Annotated in this window: 15 protein-coding genes; 5 read left to right on the top strand and 10 right to left on the bottom strand. The window is 64.7% G+C overall.

Going from position 1 to position 17,262, the window contains the following annotated elements; all coding sequences use genetic code 11:
• Positions 1–299 precede the first annotated feature (299 nt).
• Complete coding sequence (locus DK366_RS03395; RefSeq protein WP_109124104.1) at positions 300–821, top strand: DUF3617 family protein; 522 nt, start codon at positions 300–302, stop codon at positions 819–821.
• A 10-nt stretch (positions 822–831) separates the two neighbouring features.
• On the opposite strand, the gene phnD is transcribed toward DK366_RS03395, so the two are convergent.
• Both phnD and DK366_RS03385 read right to left on the bottom strand, forming a co-directional pair.
• Positions 832–1,953 (bottom strand): phosphate/phosphite/phosphonate ABC transporter substrate-binding protein, encoded by a 1,122-nt coding sequence (gene phnD, locus DK366_RS03390; protein WP_109124103.1) that lies wholly within the window; start codon positions 1,951–1,953, stop codon positions 832–834.
• Positions 1,954–1,988: 35 nt separating this feature from the next.
• Positions 1,989–2,672, bottom strand: a complete 684-nt coding sequence (locus DK366_RS03385) for a response regulator transcription factor (protein WP_109124102.1) — start codon at positions 2,670–2,672, stop codon at positions 1,989–1,991.
• A 555-nt stretch (positions 2,673–3,227) separates the two neighbouring features.
• Here DK366_RS03385 and DK366_RS03380 point away from each other — a divergent pair.
• Positions 3,228–4,994 carry a type VI secretion protein IcmF/TssM N-terminal domain-containing protein gene (locus tag DK366_RS03380; protein ID WP_109124101.1) on the top strand — a complete coding sequence of 589 codons (1,767 nt, stop codon included), beginning with the start codon at positions 3,228–3,230 and terminating at the stop codon, positions 4,992–4,994.
• A gap of 3 nt (positions 4,995–4,997) precedes the next feature.
• Here the strand turns inward: DK366_RS03380 and DK366_RS03375 are convergent, their stop codons facing one another.
• The 4 genes from DK366_RS03375 to DK366_RS03360 all read right to left on the bottom strand — a co-directional run bounded on the left by DK366_RS03375 (position 4,998) and on the right by DK366_RS03360 (position 10,422).
• On the bottom strand, positions 4,998–6,896 hold the full coding sequence (locus tag DK366_RS03375) for a hybrid sensor histidine kinase/response regulator (RefSeq protein ID WP_109124100.1): 1,899 nt from the start codon (positions 6,894–6,896) through the stop codon (positions 4,998–5,000).
• Positions 6,897–7,006: 110 nt separating this feature from the next.
• Complete coding sequence (locus DK366_RS03370; protein WP_109124099.1) at positions 7,007–7,744, bottom strand: VTT domain-containing protein; 738 nt, start codon at positions 7,742–7,744, stop codon at positions 7,007–7,009.
• Complete coding sequence (locus DK366_RS03365) at positions 7,741–8,298, bottom strand: nucleoside deaminase (protein ID WP_109124098.1); 558 nt, start codon at positions 8,296–8,298, stop codon at positions 7,741–7,743. The genes DK366_RS03370 and DK366_RS03365 overlap by 4 nt, the downstream gene beginning before the upstream one ends.
• A gap of 351 nt (positions 8,299–8,649) precedes the next feature.
• The gene (locus DK366_RS03360) at positions 8,650–10,422 is read right to left on the bottom strand and encodes a glutamine--tRNA ligase/YqeY domain fusion protein (protein WP_109124097.1); all 1,773 of its coding nucleotides are present in this window, start codon (positions 10,420–10,422) and stop codon (positions 8,650–8,652) included.
• A gap of 195 nt (positions 10,423–10,617) precedes the next feature.
• On the opposite strand from DK366_RS03360, the gene DK366_RS03355 reads away from it, so the two are divergent.
• From DK366_RS03355 to msrA, 3 genes are all read left to right on the top strand, one after another.
• Positions 10,618–10,896: a DUF2007 domain-containing protein gene (locus DK366_RS03355; protein WP_109124096.1), complete on the top strand. Its 279-nt coding sequence runs from the start codon at positions 10,618–10,620 to the stop codon at positions 10,894–10,896.
• 101 nt (positions 10,897–10,997) lie between these two features.
• Positions 10,998–11,519, top strand: a complete 522-nt coding sequence (locus DK366_RS03350) for an adenine phosphoribosyltransferase (protein WP_109124275.1) — start codon at positions 10,998–11,000, stop codon at positions 11,517–11,519.
• Positions 11,520–11,600: 81 nt separating this feature from the next.
• Complete coding sequence (gene msrA, locus DK366_RS03345) at positions 11,601–12,257, top strand: peptide-methionine (S)-S-oxide reductase MsrA (RefSeq protein WP_109124095.1); 657 nt, start codon at positions 11,601–11,603, stop codon at positions 12,255–12,257.
• A gap of 127 nt (positions 12,258–12,384) precedes the next feature.
• Here msrA and DK366_RS03340 read toward each other — a convergent pair whose 3' ends face one another.
• The 4 genes from DK366_RS03340 to DK366_RS03325 form a co-directional block, all read right to left on the bottom strand.
• Positions 12,385–12,996 carry a hypothetical protein gene (locus DK366_RS03340; protein ID WP_109124094.1) on the bottom strand — a complete coding sequence of 204 codons (612 nt, stop codon included), beginning with the start codon at positions 12,994–12,996 and terminating at the stop codon, positions 12,385–12,387.
• Between the two features lie 7 nt (positions 12,997–13,003).
• Positions 13,004–13,948: a DNA-binding transcriptional regulator OxyR gene (gene oxyR, locus DK366_RS03335; protein ID WP_109124093.1), complete on the bottom strand. Its 945-nt coding sequence runs from the start codon at positions 13,946–13,948 to the stop codon at positions 13,004–13,006.
• Between the two features lie 143 nt (positions 13,949–14,091).
• A complete protein-coding gene (locus tag DK366_RS03330) occupies positions 14,092–15,984 on the bottom strand; it encodes a S8 family peptidase (RefSeq protein ID WP_109124092.1) in 1,893 nt (630 codons plus the stop codon).
• A 79-nt stretch (positions 15,985–16,063) separates the two neighbouring features.
• Positions 16,064–17,262, bottom strand: a 1,199-nt coding sequence (locus DK366_RS03325) for a YadA-like family protein (RefSeq protein WP_198651398.1), incomplete at its 5' end; no start/stop codon positions are given.

The raw sequence follows: 17,262 nt of genomic DNA, 5'->3' as shown, positions 1-17,262 counted from the left end.
CGGCATGACGCTTGGTTCCGGCAACAGGAAACAAAAGAACCCATGGGCTCCGCGCGATGCGGAATGGCCTCGATTGGCACTGTAAAGAATCCCCCCGGGGGCGACGATACGCACTTCGTTCTAGCGCGAGGCGCCATAGTGCTAACGGTCTATGGGTCAGTTTCGTGACGCATGTCCGCGTTTTTCTGGTGGATACACGTCTGGCGTGTTGCATCGCAGGATGCCTTGGCATGACGTCGGGCGCGTTTGGCGCTACCTTGCCAGCCGCACGGTCCGCCCCGGGCCGATAGGAGAACCTCATGTCTTCACGTTGTCGCTGGTTGCTCGCTGTTTCCCTGCTGGGTCTGGCCGGTGTGGCCGTGGCGCAGGACATTCCCGCCAACATGCCCAAGCGCAAGCCGGGTCTGTGGGAAATGCAGACTTCCGGCATGGGCGGCCAGTCGCAGACGACCAAGTTCTGCCTCGATGCCGACACCGATACGGCGATGTACAAGATGGGCACGCACATGAGCGGCCAGATGTGCAGCAAGTTCAACATCCAGGCGGACGGCAGCAAGGTGACCACCGATGCCGCATGCAAGCTCAATACGCCCAATGGCGCGGTCAACATGACCAGCCACAGCGAAACCACGTACCAGGGCGATACCTCGTACAGCACGCAGGGCCACATCAAGTACGAGCCGGCGATCATGGGTCACAGCGACATGGACGTCACCAGCTCGGGTCGCTGGGTGGGCCAGTGCGAGGCCGGCCAGAAGCCGGGCGACATGGTTCTGCCCAACGGACAGACCATCAACATCAAGGACATGCCGGGCCACTAAGCCCTGCTGATCACGGGCTGCTGGGCGCCATCAACTGGCGCACCAGCGCCTCATGTTCGGTGTCGATCTTCTTCAGGCGCGCCTGCATTGCCGCGTCGCTTACCCATTGCGCACTGTAGGCGCGACGGCGATCAAGGTTGAATTCGATATCGGCAAACGGCACCAGGGTCTCGTTGCCGGCCGGCGAAAAACCGCTGATGTCGTGGATGAGATGCAGCTTGGCCAACTCAGGCGCCGCGTTCTTGCCCTTGGCGTAACTGGTGAGCGCAGCGGCGACACGCTGGCGCAGGTCGGGCGGCAGATCCGTACGAATCACCACCACCGCATGCGGAATCAGGCTGGACGTCCAAAGCACGCGCAGGCGCGCGTACTGGTCGGGAAAGCGTTCGGCGAAGCGTTCCATGTCCGCCGTGTTGTTGGTCGCGACATCCACCTCGTTGTTGGCCACGGCCAGCGCGTTGTTCTGGTGGTTGTCCACGGACACACTGGCGAAGAAGGTGTCCGAGTCCAGTTTGCGATTGGCGAACACCTGGGTTTCCGGCACCAGGTAGCCCGATACCGATAACACCTCACCACGCGCATAGCGCAGCTTGCCGGGTTGGCGATACATGTCGTCGAGGCTGTGTATCGGCGAGTCCTTCGCCACCAGCAACACCGAGTAATAACCACGCGATCCGTTGCTGCGGGTGAGCTGCGCAATGACCTGCATGCGGTCATGGATCACGGCATCCAGTGCCAATCGCCCCGACACAAAGGCGAAATCGACGCGTTCCTCCGCCATCGCCTGCCCGAGGCCTTCATAGGTGCTGACGGAAAGGCTGCGAATGGGGATGTGCAACGTGTGGCTCAGGTCATCGAGCATGGGCCGCCAGGCGGCCAGCGATTCCGATGGCCCGCCGATGGGCAGGATGCCGAACGTCAGCGTGTTGATGTGGCCGCTTTGTTGCGGCGGCGCGGCCCACGCGGATGGGAATGCGAAGAACAGCGCGAGCCACAGCAAGGCCGTCCAGCGACGGCTTGCCGATCGATGTTTCCGTAATGGCCCAGGGAGCGCGGCGTCGAGGTGTCCATCGGACCGAACGTGGCGTCCGACGGCGAGTGCTGCGGCAGTTGCGTCCGGAGCGAGGGGCATGGGCTGGCTTGTGGCCGTGGGGTTCTATGCCAGTGTCAGAGGCCGCTTATGCGGCGCGATGCCACCACGGCTTCCACGCGATTGCGTACGTTGAGCGCGCGGAAAATGGCAGCCAGGTGAATCTTCACGGTGCCCTCGCTGATGCCCAGATCGCGGGCGATGAGTTTGTTGGGCTTGCCTTGCGAGAGCAGCCGCAGCACGTCGATCTGGCGTTCGGTGAGCAGTTTGCGCAGCCGCTCCTCCAGTGAATCGGCGGCGCTCTGTGGTGTCTGCATGGCGGTGGCGGGCGGAGGCGTGGGTACGGCCCCGTCCACGCGTTCCTGCAACAGCAGCGGTGGCACGTAAATGCCGCCGGAGAGCACCAGTCGCACAGCCGACAGCATGACGTCGGGCGAATACGCCTTGGGAATAAAGCCTTGGATGCCCATGGCGAGCAGGCTTTTCATCAGCGTGGCGTCTTCGGAGCCGGAGAGCACCATCACGGGCACATGAGGCAGGTGTTCGATGACTTCCGCGAGATGCTCGCTGCCCTGCACGCCAGGCATGGCCAGGTCGATAAGCGCAAGCGCCAGCGACGGGGCCTCCGGTGCGTGGATTGCCTCGCGTAGCTCGGCCATGTCCATGGCGATGACGAAGTCCATGTCCGGCCCAAGCTCGGCTAGCTTGAGCTTGACTCCTTCGACGATCAGCCGATGGTCGTCTGCGATCAATATGCGCATGTTATTCCCCATGGCGCCACACGACACTCCCATCGCCGCGCATCCGCCTGCGCAACATAGCCCCACCCCGTGCGCGCGGCAACCTTGGGGTGCCTACGAATGACATAGCCTCAACGGGATATGGCTGCCCGGATGGCTGGCCGTACACAATTCGCTCACGACCGGGGGAGTCGCTCATGGGTACCACGCTTGGGTGAGTGCGGAACAACACGGATCGTGCAGACCATCGGCACGTCCGATTTACCGAACACCGAGAGCCTTGTACCTGGATGAGACCCACGCAAAGCGTCACCGGCCTGCCGGACCATGCAGCAGGCGATGTCATGCTTACCCTGGACCGTTTGGAGCTGTCGGTGTGCGGGACATGATGCCCGCATCGACGAGTGGTTGGCCATGGATGGCTCTTTCCTCGGGCTGGGCGCCGATCGCCGGTTTCACGCGTTATGTCTCAGGCTGGCCATTCCGTGGTCGGCACGACGGCGTGTATCGTCGTAGACTCCGCCGCTCATCCCCGGCCCGTGCACCCAGGTGCTCCGCCAGGGGCATTGGAGCGACATGCAACAGGCTCTGACGGCTATACGTGCCATGCGGCTGCTGGAATGTTTTGCACCTCTGTTTGCCTATGGCTTGCTGGTCGACGAGCAGGCCGCGAGCCAGGATCTTCGCGACGACGAATGGCCGTCCGTGCACGCGCGCGCGTTGGCGCTGGTGGAACAGTGCCGTGGCGTGGCGTTTTCGCGTGGCAAGTCACTGGCTGAGGTGGAGCTGGCCGCGTTCGCCGTGGCGGCGTGGTTCGACGAAATGGTGTCCCGCCGTGGTGGCTGGCAAGGGCAGGTGAGCCCGCTCCAGCAAACGCTGTTCCGTACGGGTAACGCGGCGACCGAGTTCTTCGACCAGCTGGGCCGTCTTGGCAACAGCGACGAAGAAGTGCGCGAAGTGTTCAGCATGGCGCTGCTGCTGGGTTTCACCGGCCAGTACTACTACGAGAAGGGCGACGGCGGCGAACTGGGCCGCATCAAGGCCCTGTACTGTCCGGCCAGCACGGGCGCCACGACGGTGCTGCAGTCGTTGCAGCGCGAATCGATAACCCCGCAGCCCTACATGGTTCCCGGTTCGCCCGTGCTGCGCCTGCCGGGAACATGGATGGGGAGGCGGCTGGCGCAGCTGGTGGCCACGCTGGTTGTGCTGCTGGTGTTCGTGGCGTTTGTCGCGCCTGTTTTCAGTCAGGGCATTTCCCAGCAGGCGTGGTTTACCGGTGGCATCGCGGTGGCCGTGCTGGCTGTGCTCGGCTGGACAGGCGTGCTCGCGTGGCAATCGCTGGTGATGATGCGTGCGCATACGCGCGTGGCCGACAGCACCGAGGCCGGCTATGGCATTGGCAGCTTGTCGGCCGCAGTGAAGGACGCCGCACGCCGGTTGCGCGGTGCCGTGCTGCATCCCTTCCGTCGTCGTGGCCCCTGGCGGCAGTTGTCGCGTCATCCCTGGTTGCTGTTCCTGGGTGACAGTGCGGCCGACGTGCGCTCGCTGCTGCAGGCGGCGGCCTCGGCACCGCATGCACGCGAGTTGTCGCGCGCGAACGACACACGGCCGTGGCACTGGTGGGTTTTTCGTTCGGTGGTGGCGATTGAACCGGGTCCGCGCCTGTCGCATCCGCACGCCACCATCGGCGATGGCGACGCGCCGTGGTCCAAGGCGCTGGCCATGCTGGCTACGGAACGCCGCAAGCTGCCCCTGGACGGCATGGTGATCTGCATCGCCGCCCAAAGCCTGCGCGAACCGGATGCCGTGGTGGCAACGCATGCGGATCGCCTGCATCGTCTTGCCGATGAAGCCACGCGCCGCCTGGAACTTCAGTTGCCGGTATACGTGGTCGTGACCGGGCTGGAAGCGCTGCCGGGCCATGCCACGTTCCGCTCGGCGTTGCCTGCCTCGGTATTTCGCCGCGTGCTTGGCTGGCGCCATGCCGCCGTGGCAGCCGATGGCGTGCTCGATGCCAACCTGGAAGCACAGGCCGACGGCGTGATGGCGCGATTGCTTTCCACTGCACAGGCCGTGCTGGCGACGGAGCGCGATCCGCGTCGTCGTCGCGAGGCGTTTGCCTTCGCACAATCACTGCATGGCGTGCGCCGTGGCTTGCGGACGTTCCTCGATCGCCTGCAGGCGAATGAATCGGGTGGTGCGCGCCGCTTGCACTGGCAGGGACTCTATGTAACGGGCGGCTCGCGCAATGAAGCGCCCAGCGGCGATTTCGTGGATGACCTGTTCGGTCGCTTCCTTCCGGCCGACCGTGTGCTTGCCCGACGTGTAGCGCCGAAGAGCTAGCCCTCAGGCCAGGGTGCGCGTGGTGCTCCACGCCTCCATCAGCGCTTCCCGCAACTGTTCCGGAGACACCGGCTTGTAGAGCACGGGTATGCGCGCGGCCATGATTTCGCGCAGGCGGTCGCTGCGTGTTTCGCCGGTGATCAACAGGCGGGAGAAGGGCGGGTTGCCGTCGATCTGATAGTGCGCGTCCAGCGCGGCCAGTACATCGAGGCCGCTTTCGCCGTCGCGCAGGCGCAGGTCGGAGATGACGATGTCCGGCGGCACATTCCATTCCTCGGCCGCCTGCAACGCCTGCACGCGATCTTCGGCAACGGCCACATCGCAACCCCAGCTCTTCAGCAGGTAGCGAATGCCGGAAAGAATGGCCGGCTCGTCGTCGATCACCAGTACGCGCATGCCCGATACGTCGGGTGATGATACTTCGCCACTCGGCACGGGAATGTGCTGCGCGGGAACTTCAGGCAGGTGGAATCTGAAGACGCTGCCGCGGCCGGGCTTCGACTTCAGCAACACCTGCGTGTCGAGCAACTCGGCCAGGCGCTGCACGGTCGCAAGGCCAAGACCCAGGCCACGCCGGCGCCCCACGTCATGCTCGTTGCTGTGGCATTCCACACGGTAGAACTCGTCGAACACACGCATCTGGTGTTCGGGTGCAATGCCGCTGCCGGTATCCCACACATCCACGCGCACGGTGCCATCTTCCCGGTGCCTCGCGACCACCAGCACGCCGCCGCGGCCGGTGTAACGCAAGGCGTTGCTCACCAGGTTGTTGAGGATGCGCGACAACATGGTGCGATCGCTGCGTACCCACAGGTCGGTGGTGCGCATGATCAGGCGCAAGCCGTGCTGCTCCGCGATCATGCGGAAGTTGCGACTCACTTCCTGGAATACCTGGTCAAGCGGGAATTCGGCGATCTCGATCTGCATGGCGCCCGTTTCCAGGCGCGAAAGATCGAGCAGTTCGCTGAAGAGATGGTCCAGCGCTTCGACGCATTCCTGGATGTGCGCAATGCGATCAAGCCGCACGGGATCGCGTTCGTCCTCCGCCAGCGCGGAAGAAAACAGCGTGAGCGCATAAAGCGGCTGGCGCAGGTCGTGCGATGCGGCGGCGAGGAAGCGCGCCTTGGCGACACTGGCTGCTTCAAGTGCCGCGTTCTTGCGCGCCAGTTCCACGGTGGCGTGTTCGATCTCGCGTTCCATGCCGCGCTGCACGTCGAACAACGCCATGGCGGCGCTGTTGAAGCCGCGCTGGAGTTCGCCGATTTCGGTCTGGTCGGTGACTTCCACCTCGACGTGCCGATCGCCACGACCCAGCTGGTGCACGGCGTCGACAAGGCGACGCAGAGGCGCACTGATCCATCGTGCGGCCTGCCACGCAATGACGGCGGCGACGCAAAGACTGATCGCCAGTGCGAGCAGTGCGTGGCGCAGGCTTGCCTGCTGCATGGCAATCGCATCGCGAAGACTTACATCCACCACCACCGAACCCAGCACGGGCTGGCCTGGACGTTCGCTGTCCACCACGTCACGAACGACGGTGAGGCTTTCGCCGTTGTCTGCGCCGCTGCGGCCGAGGCTGTCGGCCAGGATTTCGCCGTCGGCGGCACGAATCTGCACACGGGCGACGTGCGGCAGGTCACCAATGGATTCGGCAATGCGCACCAGTTCGCGGCGTTGCATGTCACGCAAGGGCGCGACGGTGACGGAGGCGGCCTGCGTGGCGATGGCATCGGCGGTGTTCTGCGCCATGCCGCGCAGTGTCATCAACTGTTGCGGGGCCAGCATGGCCACCAGCAGCGTGGCCGTAATGAGCGTCGGTGCAAGCGTCACCAACGCAAGCCGCTGCATCAGCGACGTGCGACGCCACCATTGCACCGTACGAGAGTTGGCCCCTGCGACCATCGGATCCCCTTGCACGCTACATGCGCCAGGTTGGATCAGACTAGCGCGATTTACCCTGTCAGGCAGCAGGCCAACCGGACGAGGTGCTTAGGCTGGGGTGGCTGTAAGGCTTAGTGCCGTGAGGTGACGGATTCATCCGACAGGGCGCTTTTGTGACGGCGTCGGGTAAATCGTTCGACCAGGAGCGGCAACAGGGCGAGTACGGCGATGGCGGTGAGCGGCATCCAGACGCCGCGCTGCATCAGCAAGCCGGGCCCGAAACGGCCGTGGCTTTGCGCCAGCGCCTCGCCAAGGCCCGCCCCGATCGACGTCTCGAAGATGGTGGAGACGGTGCCACCCAGCCAGCTGGCGCCCACAAACAGCCACAGCGGGCAGCGCAGCCATGCCAGCGCCACCGTGACCAGGCCGAACGGCGCCACGGGCACGAAACGCAGAAACATGGTGTAGGCGACCGGGTGCCGCTCGAAGCCGTGGTGAAGCTTGTCGACCAGCGCGGGCGGGTGCTTGCTGCCGGCGCCGAACGCATAGCGACTGGCGAGGAACAGGATCAGCGTGCCCAGGATCAGCCCGATGGACGAATAAATGCTGCCTTCCACCGCGCCGAAGGCAAAGCCGCCGGCCATGATGATCAGCACCGTGCCCGGAATGCCGGTGGACATGGCCAGCGTGAGCAGGCCGATAAAGGTGAGTCGGCTAAGCCAGGGGGCGGCTTCGATATTCGCGCGCATCTGCGCCTGGTGCTGCACCAGTTGTTCCGGGTGCAGCCGATCCATGACGCCCGAGCTGAACAGCACGATGCCGGCGATCACCAGCAGGATCAGCGGCAAGGCGGCGCGCAGGCGGCTCAATAGTGCTGTCCGCTCTGGCCGTAGGTCGCCAGCACGCGGCGGGCGTCATCGCGCAGGATGTCGCGCCGCACGGCAATGCCGCGCTTCTCGAGTTCGCCGATCCAGTCCGCCGGCAGCGGGCCTTCGTCGAACTCGGTGAGCTCTTCCACGTCTTGGGCACGCGCACCGATCAACAGCTCATCCACGCCGGCCCACACGGTGGCGCCGTAGCACTGGCAGCATGGCTGCGCACTGGTGGCCAGCGTGTACTTGCCACCCTCGGCGTTGAGGCGGAACGTGGCAAGACGTTGTTGCGCACTCATGTACGCCATCATTTCGGCATGCGCGACGGAGCACGTCTGCGGCACCACGCGATTCACGCCCACCGAGATCACGCGACCTTCGCCGTCGAACACGGCAGCACCAAACGGGCCGCCATGGCTCCGCTCGATGTTCAAGCGAGAGAGTTCGATGGCAAGAGCCACGCGTTCCTCGTCGGTGATGTAGCGCTTGTGGGTATCGACCACTTCGTCGATCCACGGCGGAAGGGTCAGGTGAATCTGTTGACGCAGCATGCAACGTTCCTTGTGAAATCCGGGCTTAGGGATGCGCTGAACAAGTTAACGCAGTCGCCATGATGTCTGGAACGCCCCCTGCGGGCACCGCGCGGCGCAGGGGAGACTGGCCGTCTTGCCAAGTCGTGCGGTGCCCGCAGGGGGCGTTCCAAACATCACCATAACCCTTAAAACCAAATGTGATGGCCGGCCCTGTCTGCCCGCATCTCTTCGGAGCGTCGACTCGACAGACGGCCAGTCTGCCTTCGCCGACGCCCCTGTGATCTGCGAGCAGATAGAGTCGGTGGCGACTGCGTTAACTTGTTCAGCGCATCCCCAGGCAACGTCTTGCATCAGACGTTGCGCACGAGCTCAACCAGCCTGCTTCGCCCATGCGTCACGCAGCGTGACGGTGCGGTTGAAAACAGGTTTGGCCGGCGTGTGGTCGATGCGGTCGGCCACGAAATAACCCAGGCGCTCGAACTGGAAACGCTGTTCCGGATCGACCTGCGCAGCGGCCGGCTCCAGCCATGCCTGCACGACGCGCTTGGCTTCCGGGTTGATGTGCTCGATCCACGTCTTGCCATCGGTTTCGTCGTCCGGGTCCGGCACATTGAACAGACGATCGTATACGCGCACTTCGGTGGCAACGCCATGCTTGGCGCTTACCCAATGAATGGTGCCCTTCACCTTGCGATCCGCGCCCGGCATGCCCTGGCGCGATTCGAGATCCAGCGAGCAGCGCAGTTCGACGACGTTGCCATCGGCGTCCTTCACCATCTCCTCGCACTTCACGATGCCCACGCCGCGCAGGCGCACTTCGCCTTCGGGCTTGAGGCGATGGAAGCCCTTCGGCGGCACTTCGGCGAAATCCTCGCGCTCGATCCACAGCTCGCGCGAGAACGGCACGTTGCGCGTACCGAAGCTTTCGTCCTTCGGATGGTTGGAGAACGTGAGCTGTTCTTCGTGGTCTTCCGGCAGGTTCGTGATGACGAGCTTGATCGGATCGAGCACCGCCATGCGACGTGCTGCAATGGCATCCAGGTCTTCGCGCACGCAGTTTTCGAGAATCGAATAATCGATGATGCTGTTCTGCTTGCTCACGCCCAGGCGCTCGATGAGCAGGCGCAGGCCGCCCGGCGTAAAGCCGCGGCGACGCAGGCCGCGCAGCGTGTTCATGCGCGGATCGTCCCAGCCATCCACCAGGTTTTCGTTCACCAACTGGGCGAGCTTGCGCTTGCTGGTGATGGAATAGGAAAGGTTGAGGCGCGAGAACTCGATCTGTCGCGGCTTGGCCGGCTCCGTGCGAAAACCGCCTTCGCGCAGGTGCTGCCACAGCTCCGGATGATTGACCAGATCCACCTTGTCGACGAACCAGTCGTACAGCGGACGATGGTCTTCGAATTCCAGCGTGCACAGCGAATGCGTGATGCCTTCCAGTGCGTCGGACAGGCAGTGCGCGTAGTCGTACATCGGATAGATCGGCCACGCATCGCCGGTGTTCTGGTGCGTCACCTTGCGGATGCGGTAGATGGCCGGGTCGCGCAGGTTCATGTTGCCCGACGACATGTCGATCTTCGCGCGCAGCGTCTTGGCGCCATCAGCGAATTCGCCCGCGCGCATGCGCTGGAACAGGTCGAGGTTTTCTTCCACGCTGCGATCGCGGAACGGTGAGTTGCGGCCGGCCTCGGTGAGCGTGCCGCGATAGGCGCGCATGTCTTCCGGGCTCAGGTCGTCCACGTACGCCACGCCGTCCTTGATCAGCTTGATGGCCGAGTCGTAGAACACCTCGAAATAATCCGAGGCGTGACGCAGGTCGTGCCACTCGTAGCCCAGCCAGCGCACGTCGTCCTTGATGCCTTCGACGAACTCCGGGTCTTCCTTGCCGGGGTTGGTGTCGTCCAGGCGCAGGTTGCACCAGCCGGTGAACTCGCGGGCGATGCCGAAGTTCAGGCAGATCGCCTTGGCGTGTCCGATATGCAGGTAGCCATTGGGCTCGGGCGGGAAGCGCGTGCGGATGGCGTGATGCTTACCGGTGGCCAGGTCCTCGCGGATGATCTGGCGGATGAAGTCACGCTGTTGCCCCTCGGCCTGCGGGGCAGCGGGCGAGGCGATGGGTTCAACGGCGGCGTTTTCGGTAGACATCGGTGCGAAGCTCGTACGCGGTGGCGGAAACCGTGAAGTTTACCTTGTCCTTAGGTGGGGGTGTTTCACCCGGATTTCAGGCTGAACCCTAGGCCGGCAACGTGCGGCAAACGGCCGCCAACGGCGGTCTTCACCCCGCCAACACGCCAAAGACAAGAACTTGCCCATAACCCCCTCCAGCGCTAGCGTTCACCCATGCGCATTGCCTACCGAGCCGAGAGCCTGATTGACGCCCATCTGGTGAAGGACGCCCTGGAGCGCGCCGAGATTCCAGCGTTCGTCTCCGGCGAATACCTCACCGGGGCCGTGGGGCAGCTGCCCGCCCTGGATTACGTGGCCGTACTGGTTCCCGAAGGCAGCCTCGCGGCGGCCGAACAGGTGGTGCGTGAGGTGGAGCGGGACCTCCAGGAGGCCCGACTGGCGCTCGCCGACCCTGACGAAGACCCTGACGCCCCGATGCCGGCGTTTTGCTGAACACCATCGGTTGATTCACGGCCGGGTGCCAGGGAGGCCGATGGGGGCGCCACGCTATGCTGCCCGGCCGTCTCACTGGAGAGCAGACCTTGGACACCTCGCTGCAACAGATTGCGTCGCTGATTCGCGCCGTACCGGATTTCCCGAAACCCGGTGTCACTTTCCGCGATATCACGCCGTTGCTGGCCGATGCCGGCGGCTTCGCCCGCTGCATCGATGCCTTGGCCGAGCCGTGGCAGGGCAGTCGCGTGCAGGCGGTGTGTGGCATCGAATCGCGTGGATTCATTTTTGGCGCGGCGATTGCGCAGAAGTTGCATGCCGGCTTCGTGCCGTTGCGCAAGCCCAACAAATTGCCGCCACCGGTGGTATCGGTGGATTACCAGCTCGAATACGGCGTGGATCGCCTGGAAGCGCGCAACGACGCTCTGCGTCCCGGTGAACGTGTGTTGCTGGTGGATGACGTTCTTGCGACAGGTGGCACGGTGGCGGCGGCGCGCGAGCTGGTGCTCAAGCTGGGCGCGGAGCTGGTGGGAGCCAGCGTGGTGATCGAGTTGGCTGCGCTGCAAGGTCGCGAGCGTTGGGTCGATGAAGGTACACCGTTGCATGCGTTGCTGCGTTACTGACGAATGAGGCCTTTGTGCCTCGTTGATATGGCCTGGGCTCAACGCCATCTCGGTCATATCGATCAGTGACGGAGGTAACTCATGCTCGGTATCGGCGCTTTCAAGCAACGGATGCCGCACCGCGAGGATGCGTTGCCCGGTCGTGATCGACCCATCACACCCTCCGCACCACATCATGTCTTGCATGCGTCGCTACATCCCGAGGCGTTTCCGGGTGCGCACGTACTGGTCGTCGGCATGGGTTGCTTCTGGGGCGCCGAGCGCACGTTCTGGACGGTGCCCGGCGTGCTGACCACGGCCGTGGGTTATGCGGGCGGCTACACCGCCAATCCCGCCTATCGCGAAGTGTGCTCGGGGCAGACCGGCCACGCTGAAGTGGTGCGCGTGGTGTATGACGCCGCGAAGGTGAGTCTGGATACGTTGTTGCGCACGTTCTGGGAAAACCACGATCCCACGCAGGGCATGCGCCAGGGCAATGATGTCGGCACGCCCTATCGATCGGTCATCTACGTGGGTGATGTGAAAGAACTGGCCGCGGCGGAAGCGTCGGCACATCGGTTTCAGCAGGAACTCACGCGCGCAGGCCACGGACCGATCACGACGGAGATTGCGCTGGCCGGGCCGTTCTACTTTGCCGAAGACGAACATCAGCAGTATCTGTCCAAGCATCCGGACGGTTATTGCGGATTGGGCGGCACGGGGGTGAATTGTCCCGTCGGGATGGCGCGCGTCGGGTGAGTGACTGAGGCGCAAGGCGTCGCGCACAGGGTGCGCTCCCACAGGTTCAACGGAGTCGCCCTGTACGCGACGCTCCTACAGATTCAACGCGATGTTGTGGGAGCGCACCCTGTGCGCGACAAGCCCCTCACGGTTCCACGGGTTCAGCCGGCTCCACGCTCTCCACATAAACCAGCTCGCACGCCCCATCGCCAACGTCATCGCGCGTCATCGACGTATGCCATTGCCAGCCATCGGGCCGGCTGGCGTCGACAAGAAAACCTTCGAGATGGATCACTTCACCGCGACGAACGCGTTCGAGTTCGCGCCGCGCGTTGTCGTCGGCCGGAATCATGTGCATGTTGGCGCTGGATTGCTCGATCTCCCGCCGTGGAATCGGAAAGTGATCGACATGCCAGTGATAGAACCGGAACGACTGCGTGATCTGGATCTGCGACAGCACGCTGCTGTCGGACATGCGGCCCCAGCCAAGCGCGAGGTCGATCGGTGCAATCGATGCACCGGCATCGAAGTGATAGTCCTCGCGCGACAGCACGCGCGCCGTCAATTCGAAGCGCGCACGCGTGACCAGAGTGACGTCGCCATGTCGCAGCGTGGAGCCGGGGTTGAGGTTGATCTGCGTCGGTGCTTCCAGCGCAAGCACGCCGGGCGCTGGTGATTCGGGTCGATGATGGCGCCACCATTGCGCGCCACCGAGCAATGCGACCAGCAACAGGCCGATCAGCACAAGGCGCTGCATGCGCGCGTCAGCGTCCAGCCTGGCGTGTGGGTTTTGCCTCGGCAATGCCCGGTTGCAGCAGATCGGCGGGCAGGCCATGGATCACTTCGGCAAAGCGCTTGAGGAAGGTGGCCATGGACGAACTCTTGCGCCACACCAGCGCGATGCGCCGGCTCGGCGGGCGCCCGGCGAATTCCAGCAAATGCACGTTGTCCGTGCGCGCCACGGGCGGGTTCACGGCCAGCGTGGGCAGCAACGTGATGCCGACGTTGGCAGCCACCATCTGGCGCAGTGTTTCCAGGCTGGTCGCGCGGAAACCCGAGCGTTCCCCCGCGCCGGCCAGCTGGCACACTTCCAGTGCCTGGTCGCGCATGCAGTGGCCGTCTTCCAGCAGCAACAGGCTTTCGTCTTCTAGGTCGTCGAGCTTCAGGCGCTTCTGCTTGTGTGCAAGCGGGTGCCCTTCGGGGACGGCAAGCACAAAGGGTTCTTCGAACAGGAACTCCGCATGCAGGCTGTCTTCGTGCAGCGGCAATGCAAGGATGCCCACATCCAGCGAACCTTCGCGCAGCATGCGGATGACTTGCTCGGTTTTCTCTTCGACGAGCAGCAGTTCAAGTCGCGGGAAATGCTTGCGTACCAGCGGCACGAGATGCGGCAGCAGATAAGGCCCCAGCGTGGGAAAGATGCCCAGGCGCAAGGTGCCCGATTCCGGATCGCGCGTACGTTGCGCAATCTGCTTGATCTCTTCGATCTCCGACAGCACGCCGCGTGCGCGACGGGCGATTTCGCGGCCGGTCTCCGTCAGCAGCACCTTGCGCGGCGTGCGTTCCACCAGGGCGACGCCCAGCTCGTCTTCGAGCTTTTTGATCTGCGTGGAAAGCGTGGGCTGGCTCACGAAGCTGGCCTCGGCCGCGCGGCCGAAGTGGCGATGTTCGGCGAGGGCCACGAGGTAATGAAGGTCGCGCAGGTTCATGGGTGGGGTCCATGTCCTTGTGATAGGTCGTGTCTATGATTGTGGGGTTGTTGATCGCTTGAGGCAATGCTTGGGCGAGGCCAAAAAAAAGCCCCGGCGTTGCCGCCGGGGCGCCTAGGAGGCGGGGCAAAGGTTGCGGGGTCTTACGGGGCTACAAAACTGCCGATCACGGTGACCTTGCTGAAGTCGACCACGCCGACCACGCGCAGGTAGTACGTGCCGGCGGTTGGCACACTGATCACCACGGATTCGGAATTGCCGGGCTTCACCGACTTGTACGTGGCATCGGAGCCGTCGAGTGCCGGCGCGGTGCCGACCTTCACGAACAGCGAGACGTCACCGGTGCCGCCGAGCGTGCGCAGGTTGAGGCTGCGGGCGCCAGCGGGCACGTCGATCGCGTACAGCAGGGTGTCGCTTGCCGCACCGGACAGGTTGGCCACGGCGGTGCCGTTGATCAGCTGCGTCGCGGTCGGGTCGGTAGTTGCCGGGTTCGATGCCTTCACCACCGCTGCGTACGCATCGAGGATGCCACTGCCGACCGTCTGGTCCGGCTTGCTCGGGAACGGGCGCGCGGTGCTGATAAGCACACTGCGCACCTGGGCCGGCGTGAGTGCCGGCAGGCCAAGCGTCATGCGCGCGCTGGCCATCAACGCCACCACGCCACTCACGTGAGGAGTGGCCTGCGAGGTGCCGGCCATGCCACCGTAGGTTTCCGCAAGGGGCTCATGCGTGCCGCTGTTGAGGGTGGACCACACGAAGCCCGCCTTCACCGGGGACGTGCCGGTGCTGGCGTCGTTGGCGTAGACGCCGCCACCGGGCGCAGAAAGCGACACGCCGCTGCCGTAGTTGGAGTAGAAGGCGCGCTTGCCGGCGATGCCGTTCGACGCGACGGCGATGACGCCGGGGCAGCTGGCGGGCGTGAAGTTGGCGACGTCCGCGTTGCTGTTGCCGGCGGCCACCACCACTGGCACGCCGCGACTGATCGCGCCGGCAATGGCGTCACGCGTCACCGGGTCATCGGAACAGGCGCCACCGCCGCCAAGGCTCATGCTGATCACCTGCACCGGCGTCGTGTTGTCCGGCACGCCGTCCACGTGACCGCCCGACGCCCACGTGATGGCGTCGGCGATGTCAGAGGTGTAACCGCCGCAATGGCCAAGCACGCGCACCGGCAGCACGCGCGCCTTGTTGGCGATGCCGGCCATGCCGAGGTTGTTGTTGGTGAGCTCGGCGATGGTGCCGGACACATGCGTGCCGTGCCAGCTGCTGTCTTCCGCCTGCGAAGCGTCGACGCAGCCGTTCGCCGGATCGGTGTACTTCGCATCCGTGGTCCAGTCGCCCAGGTCCCAGCCGCCCGGCACGCGCGAGTCGTCGGCACGGCCGGAGATGAAGGCACTGCTGATGAAGTCGTAGCCCGCATTGGCCAGCGACATGTCCAGGTCCGAATGCTGGGTGATGCCGGTGTCGAGCACGGCCACCGTCACGCCATGGCCGTCGGCGAGGTTCCAGGCCTTGGCCACGTTCGCACCACCGAGATTCGCGAAGGACGTGGTGTCGGTGCCAATGGTTTCCTGCGTGCCGTCGCCGGCACGGAAGTGCCACTGATACTTGGTGTAGTTCGGATCGTTCGGCGTGACGGGCGCAACATCCAGCTTCTTCATCAGCACGTCGGGCTGCACGCTCACCACGTTCGGATCGGACGCCAGCTGCTGCATGAACGCGTTGGCTTCGGCCACGGTGAGTTTGCGGTTGGTGCGCACCAGGTCGCTGCCAGCACCGACTTTGCGCTGATAGATCACCGGTGCCGATTGCACGCGCGTGGCGGTGAGCTTGATGCCGCCGCGGGTCAGCGCGGCGGCGGCGTTCTGCACCACCACGGCGCTATTGCCGTGCGTTGCGGTACCGGGCTTGTAGGTGACGATGAAGCGATCGTGTGCGTCCTTGGCAGGCGACACCGTGGCGGCAAACGCGCAGGGCAGGGCGAAGGAAAGGGCAACGGCCAGCGTGGCGCGCCGGAAAAGGCAGGCATAGGACATGTGTGAGTTCCCCGAATGACATTGACGTTGGTCTGCAAAGCAACGGCCCGGCAGTGATCTGCCGGGCCGCGAGATGTCGTCACCAGCCGAAGCTGACGCCGACCGTGCCGCTGGATTCACCGCCGCCGGCGATGGTGCCGCCGACGATCACCGCGCCATTGCCCGGCAAGTGACGGGCATAGCCCACGGCGAGTGCACCCTGGCCGCTGTAGTTCCCGACCGCCGCGCTGACGCGGTTGTCGGTGCCCGGTGCGGCTGCAATGGCGCCCGCCATGCCGGCCATCGCCGAGCCCATGGCGCCCACGCGGTTGAGTCGCGTGTTCACCGAATGGAACTGGTCGTTGACCTGGTCGCGGAAGGCGTTGAAGTCGCTGGTGCTGACGGTGTTGGTGAGCTTGGAATCGGTGTACGCCTTGGCGCTGTTGAGCGTGGTGACGTCACCCGCATCGGCATACGTCTTGGCGGTGGCGAGTGCTTCGTTCACCTGGCCGACGTTGGCCGCATCGGTGGCTGCCGTGCCGGCGGCCACATTCGTGATCTGGCGCTCGGCCCCCACGCTGCCCACCGAGACGGTGTTGGCGCGATCGGCCACGGAGTTCGCACCCAGTGCGACGCTGTTGGCTGCCGTAACGGAGGCCGCCTGGCCCACGGCTGTACCCGAAGCAGCGGTAACGTTGCTGTCCGCGCCCACGGCGACCGCGTTGGTGGCGGCGGCAGCGATGGTGGCGTTGTTGCCCAGCGCCGTGCTGCCGTCCGCGCCGATCACGGCACCGTTGCCGACAGCGGTATCGCGGCCATCCGTGGCCACGCTTCCCTGTCCGATGGCCAGGCCATTGCCGTCTCCCATGGCCGGACCACCCGTCAGCTGGTTCACCCGGTTGCCCAGGCTGTTGATGCTCGACACGGCATTCGTCATGGCGCCATCGAGTGCGGACAGCGCATCGCCCACGTTGCCGTAGCTGGTGCCTTGAATCAGGTAAGCGGGAGGCGTGAAGCCGTTCACGCCGTAGCTCGCGCCGCCGCCAAGGATCTGCGCCATGCCTTCGCCAATGGCGGACATGGAGCCACCGAGATTGCCGCTGCTGGTGGCGAGTGCCTGGTTGAGCTGTGCGACGTTGACGGCATCGGTGTCGTCGGTGCCCGCAGCCACATTGGTGATCTGGCGATCGATGGCCGAATGCACCACGCCGGCGGCATCGGTCCAGTCGGCCGATGCGCCGACCGACACGCTGTTCGCGCGATCCGCCAGCGAACCGGCGCCGCGCGCGACGCTGTTGG

It is taken from the genome of Dyella sp. C11 (assembly GCF_003121485.1).
Taxonomy (GTDB): domain Bacteria; phylum Pseudomonadota; class Gammaproteobacteria; order Xanthomonadales; family Rhodanobacteraceae; genus Dyella.
Note: the sequence above shows the minus strand (reverse complement) of the source record. Positions and strands in the feature narration are given on the sequence as shown.

Bases quoted from the DNA above. Each gene is read 5' to 3' on its own strand.
- DK366_RS03395 (WP_109124104.1), top strand. From the start codon at position 300: ATGTCTTCACGTTGTCGCTGGTTGCTCGCTGTTTCCCTGCTGGGTCTG.
- phnD (WP_109124103.1), bottom strand. From the start codon at position 1,953: ATGCCCCTCGCTCCGGACGCAACTGCCGCAGCACTCGCCGTCGGACGC.
- DK366_RS03385 (WP_109124102.1), bottom strand. From the start codon at position 2,672: ATGCGCATATTGATCGCAGACGACCATCGGCTGATCGTCGAAGGAGTC.
- DK366_RS03380 (WP_109124101.1), top strand. From the start codon at position 3,228: ATGCAACAGGCTCTGACGGCTATACGTGCCATGCGGCTGCTGGAATGT.
- DK366_RS03375 (WP_109124100.1), bottom strand. From the start codon at position 6,896: ATGGTCGCAGGGGCCAACTCTCGTACGGTGCAATGGTGGCGTCGCACG.
- DK366_RS03365 (WP_109124098.1), bottom strand. From the start codon at position 8,298: ATGCTGCGTCAACAGATTCACCTGACCCTTCCGCCGTGGATCGACGAA.
- DK366_RS03360 (WP_109124097.1), bottom strand. From the start codon at position 10,422: ATGTCTACCGAAAACGCCGCCGTTGAACCCATCGCCTCGCCCGCTGCC.
- DK366_RS03355 (WP_109124096.1), top strand. From the start codon at position 10,618: ATGCGCATTGCCTACCGAGCCGAGAGCCTGATTGACGCCCATCTGGTG.
- msrA (WP_109124095.1), top strand. From the start codon at position 11,601: ATGCTCGGTATCGGCGCTTTCAAGCAACGGATGCCGCACCGCGAGGAT.
- DK366_RS03340 (WP_109124094.1), bottom strand. From the start codon at position 12,996: ATGCAGCGCCTTGTGCTGATCGGCCTGTTGCTGGTCGCATTGCTCGGT.
- oxyR (WP_109124093.1), bottom strand. From the start codon at position 13,948: ATGAACCTGCGCGACCTTCATTACCTCGTGGCCCTCGCCGAACATCGC.
- DK366_RS03330 (WP_109124092.1), bottom strand. From the start codon at position 15,984: ATGTCCTATGCCTGCCTTTTCCGGCGCGCCACGCTGGCCGTTGCCCTT.